Annotated in this window: 19 protein-coding genes and 2 tRNA genes; 6 read left to right on the top strand and 15 right to left on the bottom strand. The window is 70.7% G+C overall.

The annotated features are described in order from the left end of the window. The first annotated feature begins 12 nt into the window (after positions 1–12). Positions 13–426 carry a Fur family transcriptional regulator gene (locus FBY22_RS03070; RefSeq protein WP_142142354.1) on the top strand — a complete coding sequence of 138 codons (414 nt, stop codon included), beginning with the start codon at positions 13–15 and terminating at the stop codon, positions 424–426. 84 nt (positions 427–510) lie between these two features. Here FBY22_RS03070 and FBY22_RS03065 read toward each other — a convergent pair. The 4 genes from FBY22_RS03065 to FBY22_RS03050 all read right to left on the bottom strand — a co-directional run bounded on the left by FBY22_RS03065 (position 511) and on the right by FBY22_RS03050 (position 5,796). Further along, positions 511–584: transfer RNA gene (locus FBY22_RS03065), tRNA-Met, on the bottom strand. 140 nt (positions 585–724) lie between these two features. Beyond that, positions 725–2,542, bottom strand: coding sequence for a tetratricopeptide repeat protein (locus tag FBY22_RS03060; protein WP_142142353.1), 1,818 nt, complete (start codon positions 2,540–2,542; stop codon positions 725–727). Between the two features lie 204 nt (positions 2,543–2,746). After that, positions 2,747–2,820: transfer RNA gene (locus FBY22_RS03055), tRNA-Met, on the bottom strand. 42 nt (positions 2,821–2,862) lie between these two features. Then, positions 2,863–5,796, bottom strand: coding sequence for a UPF0182 family protein (locus FBY22_RS03050; RefSeq protein WP_260844958.1), 2,934 nt, complete (start codon positions 5,794–5,796; stop codon positions 2,863–2,865). Positions 5,797–5,959: 163 nt separating this feature from the next. Here FBY22_RS03050 and FBY22_RS03045 point away from each other — a divergent pair, with 163 nt between their 5' ends. Beyond that, complete coding sequence (locus FBY22_RS03045) at positions 5,960–6,502, top strand: PPA1309 family protein (RefSeq protein ID WP_174267075.1); 543 nt, start codon at positions 5,960–5,962, stop codon at positions 6,500–6,502. A gap of 70 nt (positions 6,503–6,572) precedes the next feature. Here FBY22_RS03045 and FBY22_RS03040 read toward each other — a convergent pair whose 3' ends face one another. The 4 genes from FBY22_RS03040 to FBY22_RS03030 form a co-directional block, all read right to left on the bottom strand. Next, on the bottom strand, positions 6,573–7,670 hold the full coding sequence (locus tag FBY22_RS03040) for a PDZ domain-containing protein (protein WP_142142351.1): 1,098 nt from the start codon (positions 7,668–7,670) through the stop codon (positions 6,573–6,575). 51 nt (positions 7,671–7,721) lie between these two features. Continuing rightward, positions 7,722–7,886, bottom strand: a complete 165-nt coding sequence (locus FBY22_RS44075; RefSeq protein ID WP_174267074.1) for a hypothetical protein — start codon at positions 7,884–7,886, stop codon at positions 7,722–7,724. Positions 7,887–8,025: 139 nt separating this feature from the next. Continuing rightward, positions 8,026–8,487 (bottom strand): molybdenum cofactor biosynthesis protein MoaE, encoded by a 462-nt coding sequence (locus tag FBY22_RS03035; protein WP_142142350.1) that lies wholly within the window; start codon positions 8,485–8,487, stop codon positions 8,026–8,028. 160 nt (positions 8,488–8,647) lie between these two features. Beyond that, positions 8,648–9,760, bottom strand: coding sequence for an SDR family oxidoreductase (locus FBY22_RS03030; protein WP_142142349.1), 1,113 nt, complete (start codon positions 9,758–9,760; stop codon positions 8,648–8,650). Between the two features lie 192 nt (positions 9,761–9,952). Between FBY22_RS03030 and FBY22_RS03025 the strand changes: the two genes are divergently transcribed. Together FBY22_RS03025 and FBY22_RS03020 are read left to right on the top strand one after the other, a co-directional pair. Beyond that, positions 9,953–11,371, top strand: coding sequence for a zinc-dependent metalloprotease (locus FBY22_RS03025; RefSeq protein ID WP_142142348.1), 1,419 nt, complete (start codon positions 9,953–9,955; stop codon positions 11,369–11,371). Beyond that, positions 11,368–11,889: an NUDIX hydrolase gene (locus FBY22_RS03020; RefSeq protein ID WP_142142347.1), complete on the top strand. Its 522-nt coding sequence runs from the start codon at positions 11,368–11,370 to the stop codon at positions 11,887–11,889. Before FBY22_RS03025 ends, FBY22_RS03020 begins: the two co-directional genes overlap by 4 nt. Before the next feature lie 43 nt (positions 11,890–11,932). Here FBY22_RS03020 and FBY22_RS03015 read toward each other — a convergent pair whose 3' ends face one another. The 4 genes from FBY22_RS03015 to FBY22_RS03000 form a co-directional block, all read right to left on the bottom strand. After that, complete coding sequence (locus FBY22_RS03015; RefSeq protein WP_142142346.1) at positions 11,933–12,688, bottom strand: AIM24 family protein; 756 nt, start codon at positions 12,686–12,688, stop codon at positions 11,933–11,935. Between the two features lie 18 nt (positions 12,689–12,706). Continuing rightward, on the bottom strand, positions 12,707–13,387 hold the full coding sequence (locus FBY22_RS03010; RefSeq protein ID WP_142142345.1) for an AIM24 family protein: 681 nt from the start codon (positions 13,385–13,387) through the stop codon (positions 12,707–12,709). 11 nt (positions 13,388–13,398) lie between these two features. Continuing rightward, positions 13,399–15,072 carry a TerD family protein gene (locus FBY22_RS03005; protein ID WP_142142344.1) on the bottom strand — a complete coding sequence of 558 codons (1,674 nt, stop codon included), beginning with the start codon at positions 15,070–15,072 and terminating at the stop codon, positions 13,399–13,401. 123 nt (positions 15,073–15,195) lie between these two features. Further along, entirely contained in the window at positions 15,196–15,792 is a 597-nt protein-coding gene (locus FBY22_RS03000; RefSeq protein WP_142142343.1) for a M48 family metallopeptidase, read from the bottom strand. A 281-nt stretch (positions 15,793–16,073) separates the two neighbouring features. Here FBY22_RS03000 and FBY22_RS02995 point away from each other — a divergent pair, with 281 nt between their 5' ends. Further along, positions 16,074–17,297, top strand: a complete 1,224-nt coding sequence (locus FBY22_RS02995; protein WP_142147311.1) for a TOMM precursor leader peptide-binding protein — start codon at positions 16,074–16,076, stop codon at positions 17,295–17,297. Then, positions 17,290–18,657 (top strand): AarF/ABC1/UbiB kinase family protein, encoded by a 1,368-nt coding sequence (locus FBY22_RS02990; RefSeq protein WP_142142342.1) that lies wholly within the window; start codon positions 17,290–17,292, stop codon positions 18,655–18,657. Before FBY22_RS02995 ends, FBY22_RS02990 begins: the two co-directional genes overlap by 8 nt. Position 18,658: 1 nt before the next feature. Here the strand turns inward: FBY22_RS02990 and FBY22_RS02985 are convergent, their stop codons facing one another. From FBY22_RS02985 to FBY22_RS02975, 3 genes are all read right to left on the bottom strand, one after another. Further along, positions 18,659–18,868 carry a hypothetical protein gene (locus FBY22_RS02985; RefSeq protein WP_142142341.1) on the bottom strand — a complete coding sequence of 70 codons (210 nt, stop codon included), beginning with the start codon at positions 18,866–18,868 and terminating at the stop codon, positions 18,659–18,661. A gap of 135 nt (positions 18,869–19,003) precedes the next feature. Further along, on the bottom strand, positions 19,004–19,327 hold the full coding sequence (locus FBY22_RS02980; protein ID WP_142142340.1) for a hypothetical protein: 324 nt from the start codon (positions 19,325–19,327) through the stop codon (positions 19,004–19,006). Continuing rightward, positions 19,324–19,692, bottom strand: a complete 369-nt coding sequence (locus tag FBY22_RS02975; RefSeq protein ID WP_019072119.1) for a WhiB family transcriptional regulator — start codon at positions 19,690–19,692, stop codon at positions 19,324–19,326. Before FBY22_RS02975 ends, FBY22_RS02980 begins: the two co-directional genes overlap by 4 nt. Positions 19,693–19,849: the final 157 nt, after the last annotated feature.

Here is a 19,849-nt window from a genome sequence, read left to right as displayed (position 1 = left end):
TAGGCTGGCCGTATGAGTGACCTTCTGGAACGGCTGCGCGGACGCGGATGGCGGATGACCGCGCAGCGGCGCGTCGTGGCCGAGGTTCTCGACGGCGAACACGTCCACCTGACGGCCGACGAGGTCCACACCCGGGCCGTGGCCAAGCTGCCGGAGATCTCCCGGGCGACCGTCTACAACACGCTGGGCGAGCTGGTCTCGCTCGGCGAGGTGCTCGAGGTCGCCACGGACCGGCGCGCCAAGCGCTACGACCCGAACGCGCACCGCCCGCACCACCACCTGGTCTGCGCCCGGTGCGGCACGATCAAGGACGTCCACCCGACGGGCAACCCCCTGGCCGACCTCCCGGACTCGGAACGCTTCGGCTTCACGGTCTCGGACGTGGAGGTCACCTACCGCGGCGTCTGCCCGAACTGCGCGGCGTAAGGGCGTGCGGGCCTCTCGCGGGCCCACACCCGGCATACACAGAGGGCCGGAATCCATCTCTGGATTCCGGCCCTCTGTCTTCAGTAGCGGGGACAGGATTTGAACCTGCGACCTCTGGGTTATGAGCCCAGCGAGCTACCGAGCTGCTCCACCCCGCGTCGATGAACAGAACAGTACGTGAGGAACGAGCACAGAAGCAAATCGCTTCTTTCGGCGCCGAAGCTTTAGACGCCGAAGCTCTCAGCGTCGAAGCTTTCAGCGCCGAAGCGGGGGCCTGGGGGCGGCCGCCCCCAGAACGTCAGGCCGACAGCTCCTCCCGCAACGCGTCCCGCAGCCGCGCCGCCCGCTCCGTGACCTCCGCAGGCCCGAGGGACACGGCCCGGTCGGCCCACCGCTGCCCCTCCGCCAGCTCCCCCCGACGCGCGTAGACCAGGGCCAGCCGCAACGCCGCCCGACCGTGCCCGGCATCGGCCGCCCGTGTCCACCAGACCGCCGCCTCCGGCTCACTCCCCTCCCGGGCCAGCAGCAGCCCCAGGTTGAAGGCGCCGTTGCGGGACCCGGCCTCGGCCGCCTCGCGGTACCACCGGGCCGCCTCCACGACGTCCCCGCGGGCCGCGGCCATCATGCCGACCCGCACCTGCGCCCGCCGGTGCCCCTGGGAGGCCGCCCGCTCGTACCACTCCTCGCACTCGGTCTTCTCGTGCAGCACCTCGCCCAGCTCGTGCGCCGGCTCCGGCGGACGTCGCGCGTCGAGCACGGTCGCCAGCCGGTACGCCGCCTCGGCGCTCCCACCGCCGGCCGCGCAGCGCAGATGCCGCTCCGCCTCGAGCTCGTCGCCGTCCCGCAGCCGCGCGATCCCCACCTGTAGCGCCGCCTCGGTGTGCCCGGCGGCCGCGGCACGCTCGTACCACCGCAGCGCGGCCTCGTCCTCGTCCCGTCCGGCGTGGAGGATGCCCAGGTTGAACGCGGCGTCCACGCTGCCGGCCTCCGCGGCCTTGGAGAACCACGGCTCGGCCCCGGTCGTGTCGCCGCCCTGGAGCAGCAGGATGGCCAGCGCGTTCGCCGCCTCCCGGTGCCCGGCGTACGCGGCCCGCCGGTACCACTGCTCGGCCTGCGAGGTCCGTCCCTGCTCGGCGCAGAGCAGCCCGAGGTTGTACGCGCCGTTGTCGTCCCCGGCGTCCATGGCCGCGCGGTACCACCGCTCGGCGGTCTGCGTCTCGCCGCGCTCGGCGTGCAGCGCGCCCAGCGCGTTGGCCGCGTTGCCGTCCCCGTCCTGCGCGGCTCTGAGCCACCACACGGCGGCGCTCTCGGTGTCGCCGGCGTCGCGCAGCAGGAAGCCGAGCGCGCAGGCGGCCCGTGCCTCACCGTCCTTGGCGGAGGTCAAGTACCAGCGCCCGGCCTCCTTCAGCTCTCCGCGCTTCTCCAGGATCGCCCCGAGATGCAGCGCGGCCCGCCGGTGTCCGCGCGCGGCGGCCTGCCGGTAGAACTGCTCGGCCTCGGCCAGCACCTCGACACCGTTGTCGGGCCCGCCCTCGTCCAGGCAGGCCGCCTTGCGGTCGAGCGCGCGCGCCAGCCGGTACGCCGCCTCGCGGTGGCCGCGCTCGGCCGCGGCCCGCATCCACTTGTCCGCCGCGGCGTCCGCGCGGTGCTCCAGCAGGTCGGCGAGCGCGTACGCCCCCAGGGCGTGCCCCTGCTCGGCGGACTGGCGCAGCCAGTACTCGGCGGCCGGCTCGTCCCCGCGCTCGCGGTGGTGCCGGCCCAGGGCGTGAGCGGCAGCGGCCGAGCCGGCGACGGCGGCGATCCGCCACCATCCGGCGGCCTCGTCTGCGTAGCCGCGCTGATGCAGCAGGACACCGAGGTTGTTGGCGGCGGCGCGGTCGCCGGCCGCGGTGGCGGCACGCAGATGGGGTTCGGCTCCGTCGAGATCTCCGCGGCGCAACAGCATGGCCCCGAGAACACTCATCGCCTCGACGTCGCCGGCTTCGGCGGCGAGCCGCTGACGCAGTTCCTCGGCAGCCTCTTCCGCGGCCTCCCCGGCCGTGGTCTCGCCCGGTTCGGAAGGCTGCACAAATCGCCCTGTCTCGAACAGAGTTGCCTTGTCCCCCATAACGTCCATCGTCGCACCACCTGCAACCTGGGTACACCTGGTATACCGCAGCCATTGAGGTCACTTCAGCGTTTTGTCGACATGCCCACAGAGAGACAAGTCAAACACAGAACACCCAACTCCCCGCCGCGCCACGTATCCCCTGTGCTCGGCACATGCGTTCGCACACGTCGAAGGCCCGGATCCATGTTGGATCCGGGCCTTCGACCGCAGTAGCGGGGACAGGATTTGAACCTGCGACCTCTGGGTTATGAGCCCAGCGAGCTACCGAGCTGCTCCACCCCGCGTCGTTGTTCGGCAACCGTATCACGACGCGGGGCGGCCTTTGATCAACCGCTGCCGGAACTGCCGCTCGGGCTGGGACTGCCGCTGGGACTCGGGCTGGCGGTGTTCTTGCCACCCGCGGTCTTGTCGGCCTTGGCCTGCGCCTCCTCGGCCCTCTTCAGCGCGTCCTCGAGGTCCTTCTGCGCCTCGCCGTACGACTTCCAGTCGCCCTTCTTCAGGGCCGTCTGGCCGGCGTCGAAGGCCTTCTGGGCGTCGTCGAGAGCCTGTTGGACCGTCGGGTTGTTGGACGTCGGCGGCGTCGTGGTCCCCTTGTCGGGCGGCGGAGTGGTCGAACTCTCCGCCCCGAAGACCTTGTTGAGCGCCTGGTCGAGCGTGTCCTCGAAGGCGGTCTTGTCGCCGTAGCTGACCAACACCTTCCGCAGCAGTGGGTACTTCAGTCCACCACCGCGTACGTAGACCGGCTCCACGTAGAGCAGTCCTCCGTCGAGCGGCACCGTCAGCAGGTTGCCGTACTCGATGTCGGAGTCGCCGCCCTTGAGCAGCTTGATCGACTCGGCGATGTCCTGTTCGGAGTTGAACTGGCTCTGCACCTGTTTGGGTCCGTCGACCGTCGTGCTCGTCGGCAGTTTCAGGATTCTGATCCTGCCGTAGTCGCTGGAGTCCGCCTGTGCGTCGACCGACATGAACGCGCTCAGGTTGTCACGGCCGTTGGGCGTGAACGTCGTCGTCAGCGAGAACGCCTGCGACGCCTGGTCGGGCATCTTCATGCTCAGGTAGTACGGCGGCACCGCGTTGCCCGACTTGTTGGTCGGATCGTCCGGCACCTGCCACACCTCGCTGCCGGTGAGGAAGGTGGTCGGGTTGGTGACGTGGTAGCGGGTCAGCAGCTCGCGCTGGACCTTGAACAGGTCCTGGGGGTAGCGCAGATGGGCCAGGAGCGACTTGGAGATGGCGCTCTTGGACTCGACCGTGCCCGGGAAGGCCTTCATCCAGGTCTTCAGGACCGGGTCCTGGGTGTCCCACTGGTAGAGCTTGACCTGCCCGGTGTACGCGTCGACCGTCGCCTTCACCGAGTTGCGGATGTAGTTGACCTGGTTCTGCTGGGCCACCACCGCGCGCGAGTTGTTGGTCGCGGTCAGCGAGTCGGCCGTCGTGTCGCCCAGGGTCGTACGGGAGGCGTACGGGTAGCCGTTCGTCGTCGTGTAGGCGTCGACGATCCACTGGATACGGCCGTCCACCACCGCCGGATAGGCGTCGCCGTCGATGGTCAGCCAGGGCGCCACCGCCTCGACGCGCTCCTTGGGCGTGCGGTTGTACAGGATCCGCGAACCCTCGCCGATGGCGCCGGAGTACAGGATCTGCGGCTCGCTGAACGTCACCGCGTACGCCGCCCGGTTGATCGGGTTGGCGAGGTTGACGCCGCTCTTGCCCTTGTAGCTGGTGGTCTTCTCACCGCTGTCGTCGGAGTAGTCGATCTCCTTCTGGGGACCGCCGACGATCGAGTAGGTGGTGGTCTTCTCGCCGTAGTAAACCTGCTGCTCGTACGTCCCCAGGTCGCCCCGGGACGGCAGGTCGGACTCGGTGAAGACCGGCTGGCCGTTGGGGTCGGCCGCGGTGCCCTTCGCCGCCACCACGCCGTAGCCGTGGGTGTAGCGGAAGTGGTCGTTGATCCAGTTGTTCTTCGGAATGCCGTTGAGGTTCAGCTCGCGCAGACCGATGACCGTGTCCTGGACCTTGCCGTCCTTGGTGTAGCGGTCGACGTCCAGGTTGGTCGGGAACGCGTAGTAGTTCCTGATCTGTTGCAGCTGCTGGAACGTCGGCGAGACGATGTTCGGGTCCAGGATGCGGATGCTCGCCGTGGAGTCGACGTCGTCGCGCAGCGTGGCTTTGTCGTCGGTCTTGCTGGTGCCCGAGTAGTCGCTGACCTTGGTGCCGTCGATGCCGTAGGCCTCGCGCGTCGCCTTGAGGTTCTTCTGGACGTACGGGGCTTCCTTGGCCTGCTCGTTCGGCTGGACCTGGAACTTCTGGACGATCGCCGGGTAGAGGCCGCCGATCAGGATCGCCGAGAGCACCATCAGGCCGAAGCCGATCACCGGCAGCTGCCAGGTGCGCCGCCACAGGGTGGCGAAGAACAGCAGGGCGCAGATGACGGCGATGCAGAACAGGATGGTCTTCGCCGGCAGATAGGCGTTGGCGTCGACGTACCTCAGGCCGGTCCAGTTGTCCGTGGCCTTGAAGTCGCTGGACTTCACCGCCAGGCCGTACCGGTCGAGCCAGTACGCGACCGCCTTCAGCGCGACGAAGACCCCGAGCAGCACCGACAGGTGCCCGGTCGCGGCAGCCGTGGCCCGCGCGCCCGGGGAGGTGATCCTGAGGCCGCCGTACAGGTAGTGCGTCAGCGCGGCGGCGATCAGCGCGAGGATCGTGGCGGCGAAGCCGAAGCCCAGCAGGAAGCGGTACCAGGGCAGGTCGAAGGCGTAGAAGGAGACGTCGAGGTGGAACTGCGGGTCCTTCTGGTGGAAGGGCACGCCGTTGACCCACATCAGCCAGGTCCGCCACTGGCCGGACGCCGAGGCGCCGGCGATCAGGCCCACCAGTGCGGTGATCCCGAGCAGCAGCCACCTCTTGTAGGGCGCGATGCCCATTCGGTAACGGTCCAGGCTCTGCTGCTCCATCGACATGGCGCTCAGCGGCGGCCGCAGCCGGTGCGCGAGCCAGATGTTGAATCCGACCGCGAGGGCCATCAGCAGACCGAAGACGAAGAACAGGCCGATCTTCGTCCACAGGGTGGTGGTGAACACGGACGAGTAGTGCACCGACCGGTACCAGAGCCAGTCCGTCCAGAAGCCCGCGAACATGGTGAACGCCATGCCGAGCACGGCAAGGACGCCCAGTGTCATGAGCAGGGTCCGGACGCGCCGGGACGGGCGGCCCACTCTGATCCGTGGCCCCGTCGGGCCTCCGCCGCGGTCCGGCATCTGGAAAGCCAAGGTGCGCACCTCGAAGTCGCTGTCGGTCCGTCAGGCCCGCGGTTTCACGGACCTGCCGTGGCCCCCCGTGATCGTGGGCCCACACCTATGCAACTTACTCACCGTTTACTCGGTTCCCGATTCCGGCCATGAACGAGGCAGGATTGTGACCATGTCCAACACCCCCATGGCGGCGAACCCGCTCACCCGGGCCGTGCTCGAGATCGACGAGTACGCCTCCGGCCTCGGCTGGGACCAGCCCGCCCGCCTCTTCGCCCTCGTAGACACCGCTCGGCTGCGCGCCCAGGAACCCGCCCTCGCGGCGCAGCTCGGCCTGGAGGAGGAGCAGGAGTCCGCCGGTCTCACCCCGATCGAGCAGGACGAGATCCCGGCGGGCAACCCGCTGGACGAATTCCTCGCCACGATCGCCTGGCCCGACGCGGTGGCCGGCTGCGCGTTGACGGTGGAGCGGCTGATGCTGCCGGCGTCCGCCGAGGCGGCCGTACCGGAGGGGCTGAACGAGAAGAAGCTCGCGCAGTGGGTCGCCGAGCACCCGGACCGCCAGGAGGTCCGTATGACGGTCGCGGTGTTGCGCGACGGCACCCGCGAGTCGGCCCTGCGGCTGCGCGAGAAGGACACGCCCACGGAGGTCCTCACGGGCCGCGACCTGGTCCCGGGCCTTGCCGAGGCCCTGTCGGCGACCTTCGAGGACTGAGCCCTTCGGTACGACGAAGGGGGCGCCCCGCGTCGGCGGGAGCGCCCCCGGCCGTGCCCGAGGTTGTGCGTCAGCCCTTGGTCGTGCACTTCGGCAGGTCGGCGGTGTCGCCGCTGCGGATGTCCTTGAGCGCGGACAGGGCGTCCTTGATGGTGTTCACCTTGACCAGCCTGAGTCCACCGGGGGTGTCCTTGGCGGCGGCCGAGCAGTTCTCGGCCGGGGTCAGGAAGTACTGGGCGCCCTTGTTGCGCGCGCCGACCGTCTTCATCTCGATGCCGCCGATCGGGCCGACCTTGCCGTTGTCGTCGATGGTGCCGGTGCCGGCCACGAATTTGCCGCCGGTGAGGCTGCCCGGGGTGAGCTTGTCGTAGATGCCGAGCGCGAACATCAGACCGGCGCTGGGGCCGCCGACGTCGGCGAGCTTGATGTCGATGGTGAACGGGAAGGTGTGGTCGGTCCCGGCGGAGATCCCGACGATGGCCCGCTTCGCGCCGCTGTCGTCGGACGTGGCGGTCGTGATCGTGATCTTCTCGGTCTTCGTCGGCGTCTTGCGCGCCTTCTCGGCGGCGGCCTGCTCCTTGGCCGGCACGATCGTGAAGACCACGTTCTGGCCCGGCTTGTGCTTGGTCACCAGCTTGGCGACGTCGGCCGGCTTCTTGACCGCGGTGTCGTCGACGGCCTTGATGACGTCCCCGGCGTGCAGCCTGCCCTCGGCGGGCGAGTCCTTGACGACCGTGGAGACGATCACCCAGGACGTCACCGGAATGTCGAGCTGCTTCAGCGCCGCCACCTTGGCGCTCTCCTGCGACTGGCTGAACTCCTCGGCGTTCTCCTGGGTCGACTGCTCCTCGGTCTTGCCGTCCGGGTAGAGCGTGTCGTGCGGCACGACCTTGTTGTCGTGCGCGAGCCACCCGTACACGGCCTCGACGAGGTTCATCCGGTAGTCGGCGCTGGTGACCCGCACCGTGGTCATGTTCAGGTTCCCGCTGGTGGCGTAGGTCCTGCGCCCGGAGACCTGCAGCACCGGCTCGCCGTCGTGGTTCCCCAGGGTGTTCACCGTCGGGCCCGGGGACATCTCCGAGTACGGCACGGGGATGAAGACTCCCGCGCACAGGAGCGCGATCAGCATCAGGGTGGAGGCGAGCATCGTCGCGGTGCGGCGTGGCATGCCACGACAGTACGGGACGCCTCTGTCAGAGGGCCGTCAGGCCCACCCCTGTCATGTACCGGAGTGGGACTTCTCCATGGCCTCACGGAAACGCGCGTACCCGTCGAGCTCCGGCCCGTCGCCGCGCGCCTTACGGGTGCGGTTGGCCCAACTGCCCCACAGACCGGCGCCGATCGCGGCTACCAGCGGAATCAACAACCACACGAGCGCACCCATGCCGCCCTCCCAACCCCGGTGAGCGATCGCGAACTGACTGATCAGCAGATTAACCGCCGCCACTGACAACGCTCACGCCAGGGGTGCGGTTACGCAACCCGGGACCGACGAAGGGAGTCAGCGGACTCCTTCCGTGTGCTCAGCAGGCGCCGACCCATTCCTCCGTACCGTCGGAGAAGGTCTGGTGCTTCCAGATCGGCACCTCGTGCTTGAGGTCGTCGATCAGCTTCCGGCAGGCGTCGAAGGCCTCACCCCGGTGCGGACACGACACGGCGACGACGACGGCGAGATCCCCGACCGCGAGGTCCCCGACGCGGTGCACGGCCGCCAGCGCCCGTACGGGGTACTCCGCGACGACCTTCTCGGCGATCCGCCGCATCTCCGCCTCGGCACTGGGGTGGCACGAGTAGCCGAGCCGGTCGACGTCAGCGCCGCCGTCGTGGTTGCGCACGGTGCCCACGAACAGCGCGGTCCCGCCGGCGGCGTCGTCCCCGACGGCCCGGAAGACCTCGTCGACGGACAGGGGCGTCTCGCGGACGCCGATGAGCTTGACGGGGTCGTCCGCGGCCTGCTCGCCGGGGTGGTCGTGGGTGTCTGCCATGCGTCCATCGTGCCTCACGCCCGTGACAACACGGAATACGACTTTCACCAGGCACACGCGCGTGCGTTTTCGGCGACTCCTACAGGACCGCCGCGGCGGCCGGCCCCGTTCGGGCCGCTCGGGTCCGCCGCGAGGCCGGTCGGCCCCAGGAACCGGCCGCTCAGATCCGCCGCCGTGCCTTGCGGGCCCGCCGCACCACGGCCGCCGCGCCCAGCAGGGCCACCGTCGCCCCCGCGGCACCCGCCGCGGTCGCGTCCTTGCGCCCCAGCCGCCGTCCGACGACGGTGTGCCGCCCGGAAACCTCCTCCAGCAGCTCCGCGAGGACCTCCTCGTTGGTCCACTGCGGCCGCCATCCGGCGTCGTGCAGCCGGCTGCCGCTCACCACCCAGGGGTACATCGTGTAGGCCAGGTCCCCGGCCGGCGACGGCGTCAGCCCGATCCGATGCAGCCGGGCCGCCGCCCCGAGCGCCACGGCCGACGGCAGCTCCATCCGGCGGATCCCGCTGAGCTCCTCGACCTCCTCCTGCTCCAGCCACCCCTCGCACCCCACCGCGAGCTCGCCCTCGACCTTCTCCAGGACGGCGTACTCCAGGGCGCTGCACAGGTCCTCGACGTGGCAGAACTGCCAGGCGGGCCGCGACCCGGCCACGACCAGCAGCCGGGGCGACTCGAAGTACCTGGTCAGCGCTGTGTCGGTGCCTCCCACCAGGACGGCCGGGCGGACGACGGTGACGTTCAGCCCCGGGTGCGCCCGGGGCGCGCGCCGTGCGAGCCGCTCGATCTCCAGCAGGTCCCCCACACCGGTGGCCTCGGCCGTCGCCCGCAGCTCGGCGTCCTCCGAGAGGGGCAGCTCGTTGTCGGGAAGCGCCCCGTAGACCATCGAGGACGTGCACAGCACGACGCGGTGGACCCCGGCCGCGGCGGCCGCCGTGAGCACGGTCTGCGTCCCCCGGACGTTGTACGCCGTCCGCGCGGCGGCATCTGTCTCGAGGTCCAGGTCGAGCGCCAGGTGGACCACGACGTCGGCCCCGCGCAGCTTGTCCGCGATGGCCGGATCCCGTACGTCGAGGATGTGCCACTGGGCCGCCGCGCACTCGCCGCGCCGCTCGTCGATGGCGATGACCTGCTTGATCTCGTCGGACGCGGCCAGCCGCTCGGTGAGCAGCGCGCCGACGCCGGTCGCGGCGCCGGTGACGGCGACGACGGGCCCGCGTACAGTCGGCGGGGTTGACTCGTTTCGCGCTGCGCGAACCTGCGGATCTGGGGAACTCACCGGGCGTCTCCAGCGGTTGTCTTCAGTAAGAACGCGAGTGACGCGTCCGTACCAGGTGGCATCCATCCTGCCGCAGGCGATGAGTCGGCGAAGCACCGAGGCCCGAACCGCCCATGGTGTCTACGCTGGGTGGTGTCATCGGGCAGCCGCGCCGTCGGGGACAACCGGCGGCCTTACCAGCCGAGGAATCCCGTGAGCGACACCCCATTCGGATTCGGCCTTCCGCCGGAGGAGCCGGAAGACGGCGACGAGGGCAAGAAGAAGGACCAGCAGAGCGGTGGTGGTCAGGACCCGTCCAACCCGTTCGGTTTCGGGCTGCCCGGCGGCTTCGGCGGCCCCGGCGGTGACAACCCGCTCGCTGCCATGTTCGGTTCGCTGAACCCCACCGACCTGGGCGCCGCCTTCCAGCAGCTGGGCCAGATGCTCTCCTACGAGGGCGGCCCGGTGAACTGGGACATGGCGAAGCAGATCGCCCGCCAGACGGTCTCGCAGGGCACCGCGGACGGCGTCAAGGACGCGAGCGTCGGCCCCGCCGAGCGCAACGCCGTCCAGGAGGCCGTCCGCCTGGCCGACCTGTGGCTGGACGACGTGACGTCCCTGCCCTCCGGCGCCGGCACCGCGGTGGCGTGGTCGCGCGCGGAGTGGGTGGAGGCCACCCTGCCCGCGTGGCAGGAGCTTGTCGACCCGGTCGCCGAGCGCGTCGGCACCGCGATGGGCGACGTCCTGCCGGAGGAGATGCAGGCCATGGCCGGCCCGCTGATCGGCATGATGCGCTCCATGGGCGGCGCCATGTTCGGCACGCAGATCGGGCAGGCCGTGGGCGTGCTCGCCGGCGAGGTCGTCGGCTCCACCGACATCGGGCTGCCGCTCAGCCCGGCCGGCAAGGCGGCGCTGCTGCCGGTGAACATCGAGACCTTCGGCAAGGACCTGGGCGTGCCGAAGGAGGAGGTGCGGCTGTACCTGGCCCTGCGCGAGGCCGCCCACCAGCGCCTCTTCGCGCACGTGCCGTGGCTGCGCTCGCACCTGTACGGCGCGGTCGACGGCTACGCACGCGGGATCAAGGTCGACACCGCCAAGCTGGAGGACGTCGTCGGCCAGTTCGACCCGCAGAACCCGGAGCAACTGCAGGACGCCCTGCAGCAGGGCATGTTCCAGCCGGAGGACACGCCCGAGCAGAAGGCGGCGCTGGCCCGTCTGGAGACGGCTCTGGCGCTCGTGGAGGGTTGGGTGGACGCGGTGGTGCACGCGGCCGCGAAGCCGCGCCTGGGGTCCGCCGACGCGCTGCGCGAGACCCTGCGCCGCCGCCGCGCCTCGGGCGGGCCCGCGGAGCAGACGTTCGCCACGCTGATCGGCCTGGAACTGCGCCCGCGCCGCCTGCGCGACGCCTCCCGCCTGTGGGCCTCGCTGACCGACGCGCGCGGGATCGACGGCCGCGACGCCCTGTGGTCCCACCCGGACATGCTGCCCACGGCCTCCGACCTGGACGACCCGGACGGCTTCGTGCACCGCGAGCAGCTGGACTTCTCCGAGCTGGACAAGATGCTGGGCGAGGCGGCGGACAAGCCCGACCTGCGCAAGAAGGACGACGACAAGGGCGACGACGCCGAGTGAGCCTGTACGACGACGCGGTCCTCGTCCTGAAGGGGTACGAGGGCCAGGAAGAGCTGCGCCAGGCCTACCTCGACCATCTGGCGGCCCATCCGGACGGTCTGTGGAAGGCCTGTACGACCGGCCACATCACGGCGAGCGCTCTGGTCATCGACCCTTCGCGGGGGCGTGTGCTGCTCACCCTGCACCGGAAGCTGCGGATGTGGCTGCAGATGGGCGGCCACTGCGAGCCGCAGGACACCTCGCTGGAGGCGGCCGCGCTGCGCGAGGCCACCGAGGAGTCGGGCATCACCGGGCTCGCACTGCTGCCGGGCGGCCCGGCCCGTCTCGACCGGCACCCCATCCCGGCCCCCTGCCACTGGCACCTCGACGTGCAGTACGCGGTCGTGGCGCCCCCGGGCGCGGTCCAGGAGATCAGCGACGAGTCCCTCGACCTGCGCTGGTTCCGCTACGACGAGGTGGCGGACGTGGCGGACGAGTCGGTCGTACGACTGCTGGAAGCGGCCCGCGCCAGACTGTGAACGGGTAAGGGGTGACCACCGAGGCGGTCACCCCTTACGGGTACTAGCTCCAGACGTTGCCCTGGTTCTGCGCCCGGGCCCCGTGCTGGCCCATGCCGTACTGGGCGGCGAGGCCCTGACCGATCTGGGCGTTCTGCGGCGGCAGCAGCTCACTCGGCTGGACCAGCGCGAAGCCGCTGCCCATGAAGCTGAGCTCCCAGCCCTCACCGGTGTTGCCGCGGCGCCGCCACACCCCGGAGGAGTGCGTCTGGGCCTGCATCTGCACCCGCAGGCCGGTGGACCAGGCGACGATCGCGTCCGCATCGCAGTTGACGTACTTGTCGGGCGTGACCTGCAGCATCAGCGGCGCACCGGAGGTCATCAGCGCCACCTTGCCGCGGCCGGTGATGTTCAGCTGGTACTTCCCGGAGCCGGAGATGCCGTAGAGGCTGTCGACGGCGATGACCTCGTGGTGCAGCGAGGAGTCCATCGCGAGCACGTAGCCGCTGTCGACGGTCAGGCCGTCCTGCTCCACGTCCATCACATGGATGTGCTGGGCGAGGTTGGCGAAGTACACCGTGCCCTGCCCGTGGCAGCGCATGAGGCTCAGGCCCTCGCCGGTGTGGGCACGCGCGCGTGCCTGGTTGTTGCTCTGGTACTCGGCGTCGAACTCGACGAGCCCCTGGTAGGCGACCATGGTGCCCTTTCGGGCCAGGATGTCGTCATGACCCTCCAGGTTGACGCGCAGCAGCTGCTTGTTCTGCAGGCTGTAGCGCTCCTGGGACTGGGAGTCGTTGAAGGCGAAAAGCGGACTCTGCATGGCGTTTCTGGCTCCCCCTCAGCCCCGGAACCGGAGGCGGTCGGTGCTGTCCTCGCTGGGCTGGACGACGACGATGCCCTGGCCGGAGAAGCCCATCTGGTAGGCCTCGCCGCTGCCACGGCCGATCAGCGACTGCGCCTTGAAACTGCGCTTGCCCTTCACCTTGAGGTTCGGGGACCAGGCGACGAGGGCGTCCGGGTCGACGTACGTCTCGTCCTCGCCACCGCCGCAGTCGACCACGATCGGGGTTCCCCGGGAGGTCAGCGCGACCCAGCCCTGCCCGGAGATCTTCGTGTTCCACAGGCCCTGTCCGGCGAACTTCGCCAGCCCCTTGACCCGCTCGACGCCCCAGGTGAGGTGGGCGTCGAAGGCGAGCAGGTTGGTGGCGTTGACGGAGATGCCGTCGCCGTTGAGGTTGATGACGACGACGTTCGCGCCGTAGTCGGCGAGGTAGAGCAGTCCGTCGCCGGAGCACTTCATCAGGGGCGCGCCCTCACCGGTGATCCAGTCACGGGCGATCTGGCGCACGGCCGGCGGGTTGGGCTCGTACTGGATGAAACCCTCGTAGGCGATCATCGAGCCCACGCGCGCGAAGAGGTCCTGCCCGCTCTGCATGGCGACCTTGAGCATGTGCTCGCCGTGGTTCTCCATGCGGGCGGTGACGGGTGCGGGGGCGTAGCCCGCGAGCGGCTGGTTCATGACGGGCTCCCTCAGACCTCGTACGGCTGGACGACGATGAAGTTGCCGGGGGCGCCCCGGAACTGCAGGTTCACGCTCTCCCCGGTGTCGCCCGGGTAGGCGTTGCGGCGCATCCGGACCTGGCTGGAGACGATCACCTGGGAGGCGGCCGACCAGGCGACCACGGCGTTGGCGTCGGCGAACGTCGTGGGCGTGACGGGCAGCACCACCGGCGTGCCGTGCGTCTTCACGACGATGGTGCCGGTCCCCTGGAACTGCATCGTGAACAGCGCGCCCCCGGGGATGCCGTGCCCCTCGATGCGCCGGACCTCGTACTGCAGGGTCTCGTCGAAGGCGAGGACGTTCTCGGCGGAGACGCAGATCGCGTCGCCCTGGAGCTCGATCGGGTGCAGATGCGTGGCGTTCTCGGCGAGGAACACCTGCCCCTGGCCGGTGCAGCGCATCAGCTGCATCTCCTGGCCGGTCGCGTTGCCCACGATGCGGCCCGCGAAGCCGGCGCCCTTGTAGCCGAAGTCGACCTTGCCCTGGTAGAGCACCATGCTGCCCTGCCGGGCGAGCACGGGCTGGCCGCCGATGCCGAGGTCGACCCGGATGAGCTTCTTGTTCTGCTGCGTCCAGCGCTGTCCGGTGGGCGTCTCCTTGAACACCGACAGCGCGGCGGACACGCCGGCACCCCCCTGGGGAGCACCCTGCGGGACGCCGTAGCCGCCGGCCTGCTGGCCCGGGACCTGGCCGAAGGGCGGCTGCTGGCCGTAGCCGGGCGGCGGGGTCGGCTGCCCGTAGCCGGGCGGCGGGGCGGGGGCCTGCGGCGCCTGCGGGTATCCGGGCGGCGGGGCGCCGTGGCCGGGGGGCTGGCCGTAGGGCTGCTGCTGGGGCGGCTGGCCGTACGGGGCCGGTACGGGGCCCGGGGGCGGCACCGGGGCGCCGCCGGGCGGGGTCATCGGCGCGACGATGGTGGGCGCGGCGTGCACGTTCGGCGCGGGCGCGGGTGCCGCAGGCGGGGGCGGGGTCGCGCCCGGAGGCGGAGCGAAGCCCTGGGCGGGCTGCGGCGCCGGAGCCGGTGCGGGAGGGGCGGCCGGGGCGGCGAAGGCGGGCGGCGCGAACCCGGGAGTGGCGCCGGATGCCTGCGGCTGCTGGGGAGCGGCGGGTGCCTCCTCCTCGGCGACCTCGCCGCCGAAGTTCTTCAGCAGCGCCTCCAGACCGCCGTCGAAGCCCTGGCCGACGGCCGCGAAGCGCCACACGTCCTTCAGGTAGAAGTCGCCCAGCATCACGGCCCGCTCGGTGGTGAACTCCGAGCCGTTGAACGCGTACCGGGCCACTTCCTCGCCGCCCGCGACGATCCGCAGGTATCCGGGGCCGACCTGCGACATCTGGCCGGAGCCGTCGATGGTCGCCGTGAAGGACAGCTTATGGATCTGCGGCGGGATCCTGTCCAGCGTGATGCGGAAGGACTCCGTGTCGCCGGCCTGCGCACCCAGGAGCTGGATGGACTCCTCGGGGGACTTGGGCTGGTTGAAGAAGATGAAATAGCGGTCGTCCGAGAGCCGTTCGTCGGCGTCGAGGCCGAAGCAGCTGATGTCGAACGTCAGCCCGGGTCCGCCGATCTGCACGCCTACGTACAGATCGGTGCCCGGGGTGAGGTCACTGATCTTGGCCTTGTGGCCGCGTTGGAATTCCCTGGCCATGCGTAACGACCGTCCCCCATCCCGAATGTGAGTGCGTCGCGCCAGGCTAACGGCTAACTCCGACATCGGAAGAAGCCGGTACAGACCCGGTACACAACCGCGTCCCGGCGGCCGGGGCGGCCGTCACTCGTCGGGGGCGCCCGGCAGATGCGGCAACCGTTCGGCGGCGACCACTCCTTCGAGGTAGCCGCGGGCGCGCTCGGTGCGGGGATAGGCCTCCAGGAGCCGCCAGAAACGCGGCCCGTGCCCGGGTACCAGCAGGTGCGCCAGTTCGTGGACGAGGACGTAGTCGATGACGTATTCGGGCATGCCCTGCAGCCGGTGCGACAGGCGGATGCTGCCCTCTGACGGGGTGCACGAGCCCCAGCGCGTGTTCTGGTTGGTGACCCAGCGCACCGAGGCGGGCCGCGCCCGGCCTTCGAAGTACTGGGCGGACAGCCGTTCGGCGCGCTCCGCCAGCGCGTCGTCGCCGAGGATCCGTTTGCTCTCCTGGGCGGCCAGTTTGTCGAGCATGACGGTGACCCAGCGCTGTTCCTCGGCCTCGGACATCCGGGCAGGGATGAGCACGACGGTGCGATCGCCCTCGCGGTACGCGGAGACCGTCCGGCGTCGCCGGGCGCTCCTGCGGACCTCGATCGCGCTCGCCCCCGAGCCGCTCGGCGGCTGGCTCGTCGTGCTGCGCTGTGGCGTTCCGGCGCTGTGCAGTGGGTCGGCGGGCACGCCCCGACGTTACCCGCTGCACATGGGGAAGTCCCGACTCCCGGACGGTTCCGTCCCGATCCCCCACCGAGCGTTTGATTTGTACGACGAATATCCACCGCCTGTGGACAACTTTCGGCACGCTCCGCCGGGTCCGTGCATGCTGGGTCTCACCGCGGAGGCCGACCTGCCTCCGTCGGCGGACGGGGATGTTCTCTCAGGGCTACGGGGGCCTGCCGATGAATGCCATGGAAGCACTGCGCGCCACACATGCCGGGAATGCGAGGGATGCGAGGGACGTGATCGCACCTGTGGTGAAGCCCGCCTTCAGGCGTGGCTGGCGTGATCTCAACACGGTGCAGTTCGGCATGGCTCCGGCGCACGCGATGACGCTGGGCCCGATGGACTCCGCGACGGGCAGCTTCCTCGACCTGCTCGACGGCACGCGCGGCCTGCCGCTCCTGCGTGAGGAGGGGCGCCGCATGGACCTGCCAGACAGTCACGTCGACACGCTGGTGTCGCGGCTGGTCGGGGCCGGTCTGCTGGACGACGCGAAGGGAGGCGGGCCGGCCGCCGACGCCCTGCGCGGAAAGAAGGAGGCCCTGGACCGGCTTCGCCCGGACCTGGCCTCACTGTCCGTGTTCACCACCGAGCCGGGCGACGCGATCGCACGGCTGGCCGCCCGGCGATCCCTGCGCGTGCAGGTCCGGGGAGCGGGCCGGGTGGGAGCGCTGCTGGCCTCGCTGCTGGCGGCCGCGGGAGTCGGCGAGGTCGACGTCCGGGACATCGGCCGGGTCGAGCGTTGGGACGTCTCGCCGGGCGGTCTGTCCCCGGAGTCGGTGGGCGCCCGCAGGGACGATGCCGCCCGGCAGGCGGTACGCCGTTGCGCACCGGGCCGCCCGCCGCGCCGCGGCCCCACGGCACCGCCGTCGGACGGCGACCCGGGATTCTCGCTGGTGATCCTCGCCCCGCGCGACGACGTCGCCGTCCACGCCCCCGCACCGGCCACCGCCGAACCCCTCATCACTTCGGGTACGCCCCATCTGTACGCCGGGGTGGTCGAGGCGACCGGTGTCGTCGGCCCCCTCGTGCTGCCCGGCGAAACGGGGTGCGCGGGCTGTCTGCACGAGGGACGCACCGACCGGGACCCGGCCTGGCCCCGCCTGGTCGCCCAGTGGCGTTCGGGTTCGGGCAGGTCACGGCAGGTGCGGCCGTGCGATGTGACACTGGCCACTCTGGTTGCAGGACTGGCGGCGGGCCACGCGCTCGCCTTTCTCGACGGCCATCTCCCGGCGAGCGCCGGAGCCCGCTGGGAGGTCTCCCTACCGGCCCTGAACTGGCATTCCCGGCCGGTCTGGCCCCACCCGGCATGCCCGTGCGGAGCCGGGGAGAAGGTAAGTAAGGGGGAACACACCGCTGAGGACGCGGACCGGCACGAGACAATGAGAGTGCAACGGTCGCCGATGAAGTTGTGCCGTGAGGCAGAGGCGGCGCGGCCGGCAGGGACTTGGAGGGCGCATGTCTGATCTTCCCCGCAAGGCGGTCACCCGGACCGCCAAGCTCGCCGCGCTCCCGCTCGGCTTCGCCGGGCGGGCCACCTGGGGACTGGGCAAGAGGATCGTCGGCGAGTCGGCGGAGATCGTCGGCCGCGAGCTGCAGCAGCGTACGGCGGAGCAGCTGTTCAAGGTGTTGGGCGAGCTCAAGGGCGGTGCGATGAAGTTCGGGCAGGCCCTGTCCGTCTTCGAGTCCGCACTCCCCGAGGAGGTCGCCGGCCCCTACCGCGCGGCGCTGACGAAGTTGCAGGAAGCGGCCCCGCCGATGCCGACGCGCACCGTGCACACGGTGCTCGGCGAGCGGCTCGGCGCTGACTGGCAGGAGCTGTTCCTGGAGTTCGAGGACAAGCCGGCCGCGGCCGCCTCGATCGGCCAGGTGCACCGGGGGGTGTGGCACGACGGCCGCGAGGTGGCGGTCAAGGTGCAGTACCCGGGAGCCGGCGACGCCCTTCTGTCCGATCTGAACCAACTCAGCCGTTTCGCCCGTCTGCTGGGCCCGCTCATTCCCGGTATGGACATCAAGCCGCTGATCACGGAACTCCGGGACCGTGTCTCGGAGGAGCTGGACTACGCTCTGGAGGCCCAGGCCCAGCAGGTCCACGCCGAGGAGTTCACGGGCGACCCGGACGTGGTGGTGCCGGTGGTGGTCCACCAGTGCGACCAGATCCTGATCACGGAGTGGATGGACGGCATCCCGCTCTCGGAGATCATCGCGGACGGCACTCCGGAGCAGCGCGACCGCGCCGGACAGCTCCTGGCCCGCTTCCTCTTCTCCGGTCCGGCCCGCACCGGTCTGCTGCACGCCGACCCGCACCCGGGCAACTTCCGCCTGCTGCCCGGCGACGCGGACGGCGAGGGCGACTGGCGGCTGGGCGTGCTGGACTTCGGCACGGTCGACCGTCTCCCGGGAGGCCTGCCCACCCCGATCGGCGACTCCCTGCGGATGACCCTCGACGGAGATGCGGAGGCCGTCTACGAGCTGCTCTGCGAGGAGGGTTTCGTCAAGGAGTCCATAGAGCTGGACCCGGCGGCCGTCCTCGACTACCTGCTGCCGATCATCGAACCGGCCCGGGCGGACGAGTTCACCTTCACCCGCGGCTGGATGCGCAGCCAGGCGGCCCGCATCGCCGACCCCCGCTCACCGGCCTACCAACTGGGCAAGCAGCTGAACCTGCCGCCCGCCTACCTTCTGATCCACCGGGTGACGCTGAGCACGATCGGTGTCCTGTGTCAGCTGGGGGCCACGGTGCGGCTGCGCGAGGAGTTGGAGGAGTGGCTGCCGGGGTTCGTGCTGGAGGACGCGGAGGAGGACGAGCCGGCTGCGGAAGCCTGACCTACCACCAGGCCGAGTCCAGCCGGCCCTCGATCGCCCGGAGGTTCTCCCGGGAGCAGGCGTCGCAGTAGTGCCGGCGGACGCCGTCCTCCACCGAGAAGGTCCAGGTGGGCTGCGGTTCCTCGGCCCGGGCGGCGCAGCGGGCGCACACCAGTGGCCGGGGCTCCGCCGCGGAGCCCGAGTCGTCACGGTTTCCGGGAGGACTCGTCATCCGGTGACGATACCTCCGGGGCCGGAGCTCGGGCGGGTGCAACGCACCGCGGGGGCCGGTCCGTTCGCACGGACCGGCCCCGCGGGGAGGCCGGTGCCTCCCGGGCTCGGGAGGCGCCGTCTTCAAATGGGGCGGCTACTGCATGACCGCCATGGCGAGCGCACGGCGGGCGAGGCGCGAGGCGCGCTCGGCCCGGCGCTGCATCCGGCGGGCGGCCACCACACGCGCGGCCGGGCGTTCCCGCTCGGCCTCGCGCAGCCGCTCGTGCATATGCGCACGTGCCAGGGCTTCTGGAATGAGTTGCATCTCTCGGGTCCTGTTCTGACGCGAACCGGTCACGTCGGTGGAGGTGGAGTCTTCGATCGCGGAGCCGGTGGGCTCAGTGGTGGACGGCTTCATCGGGGCCTGCTTCTTGGGGTCGTGCGTGAGGGGACGGTCGATCGTGCCTACGGTGTTCATGCCGTGACCGGGTTCTTGCGCGGGCGACCACGCGGCCGCTTCCGGGCGACGACGACACCCTGGACGAACAGCTCGCCACCCCAGACGCCCCAGGGCTCACGCCGCTCCTTGGCGCCGGCGAGGCAGGCCTCGATCAGCGGGCAGGTGCGGCAGAGGGACTTGGCGTACTCGACGTCGGCCGGCGACTCGGCGAAGAAGACCTCCGGGTCGTAGGAACGGCAGGGGACGGGTACGCCGAGGTTCTCGATGGCGTCGTCGAGCGCGGTGAGCGCGGTGAGCGGGGTCAAGGTGGAGTCCTCCGTGAGGCCGGGCGGGGGGATCGTTTCGGAAGGCGGTACGGACGGGGCGTGCGCTTCGAGTTGCACGGGTCGTCTTCCTCGTCTGTTCGTTTCCGGCCCTGTTGGGCCGGGAGGCGGCTGGTACCGGGTTCTGCTGTTGTCCCGAGGCCCCTTCACTCCGTCGTCCCCGGTGGGGGGACAAACAGAAGGGCCGCGGATCCCGGATGGGGTTCCGCGGCCCTGA

Origin of the sequence: Streptomyces sp. SLBN-31 (assembly GCF_006715395.1) — a bacterium.
Classification (GTDB): domain Bacteria; phylum Actinomycetota; class Actinomycetes; order Streptomycetales; family Streptomycetaceae; genus Streptomyces.
Note: the sequence above shows the minus strand (reverse complement) of the source record. Positions and strands in the feature narration are given on the sequence as shown.

Excerpts from the sequence above, each read along its gene's own strand:
- FBY22_RS03070 (WP_142142354.1), top strand. The coding sequence starts at position 13 with ATGAGTGACCTTCTGGAACGGCTGCGCGGACGCGGATGGCGGATGACC.
- FBY22_RS03040 (WP_142142351.1), bottom strand. The coding sequence starts at position 7,670 with ATGCCACGCCGCACCGCGACGATGCTCGCCTCCACCCTGATGCTGATC.
- FBY22_RS02990 (WP_142142342.1), top strand. The coding sequence starts at position 17,290 with ATGTCTGATCTTCCCCGCAAGGCGGTCACCCGGACCGCCAAGCTCGCC.
- FBY22_RS03050 (WP_260844958.1), bottom strand. The coding sequence starts at position 5,796 with ATGCCGGACCGCGGCGGAGGCCCGACGGGGCCACGGATCAGAGTGGGC.
- FBY22_RS02980 (WP_142142340.1), bottom strand. The coding sequence starts at position 19,327 with ATGAACACCGTAGGCACGATCGACCGTCCCCTCACGCACGACCCCAAG.
- FBY22_RS03035 (WP_142142350.1), bottom strand. The coding sequence starts at position 8,487 with ATGGCAGACACCCACGACCACCCCGGCGAGCAGGCCGCGGACGACCCC.
- FBY22_RS03045 (WP_174267075.1), top strand. The coding sequence starts at position 5,960 with ATGTCCAACACCCCCATGGCGGCGAACCCGCTCACCCGGGCCGTGCTC.
- FBY22_RS02985 (WP_142142341.1), bottom strand. The coding sequence starts at position 18,868 with ATGACGAGTCCTCCCGGAAACCGTGACGACTCGGGCTCCGCGGCGGAG.
- FBY22_RS03060 (WP_142142353.1), bottom strand. The coding sequence starts at position 2,542 with ATGGACGTTATGGGGGACAAGGCAACTCTGTTCGAGACAGGGCGATTT.
- FBY22_RS03005 (WP_142142344.1), bottom strand. The coding sequence starts at position 15,072 with ATGGCCAGGGAATTCCAACGCGGCCACAAGGCCAAGATCAGTGACCTC.
- FBY22_RS03015 (WP_142142346.1), bottom strand. The coding sequence starts at position 12,688 with ATGCAGAGTCCGCTTTTCGCCTTCAACGACTCCCAGTCCCAGGAGCGC.
- FBY22_RS03010 (WP_142142345.1), bottom strand. The coding sequence starts at position 13,387 with ATGAACCAGCCGCTCGCGGGCTACGCCCCCGCACCCGTCACCGCCCGC.
- FBY22_RS44075 (WP_174267074.1), bottom strand. The coding sequence starts at position 7,886 with ATGGGTGCGCTCGTGTGGTTGTTGATTCCGCTGGTAGCCGCGATCGGC.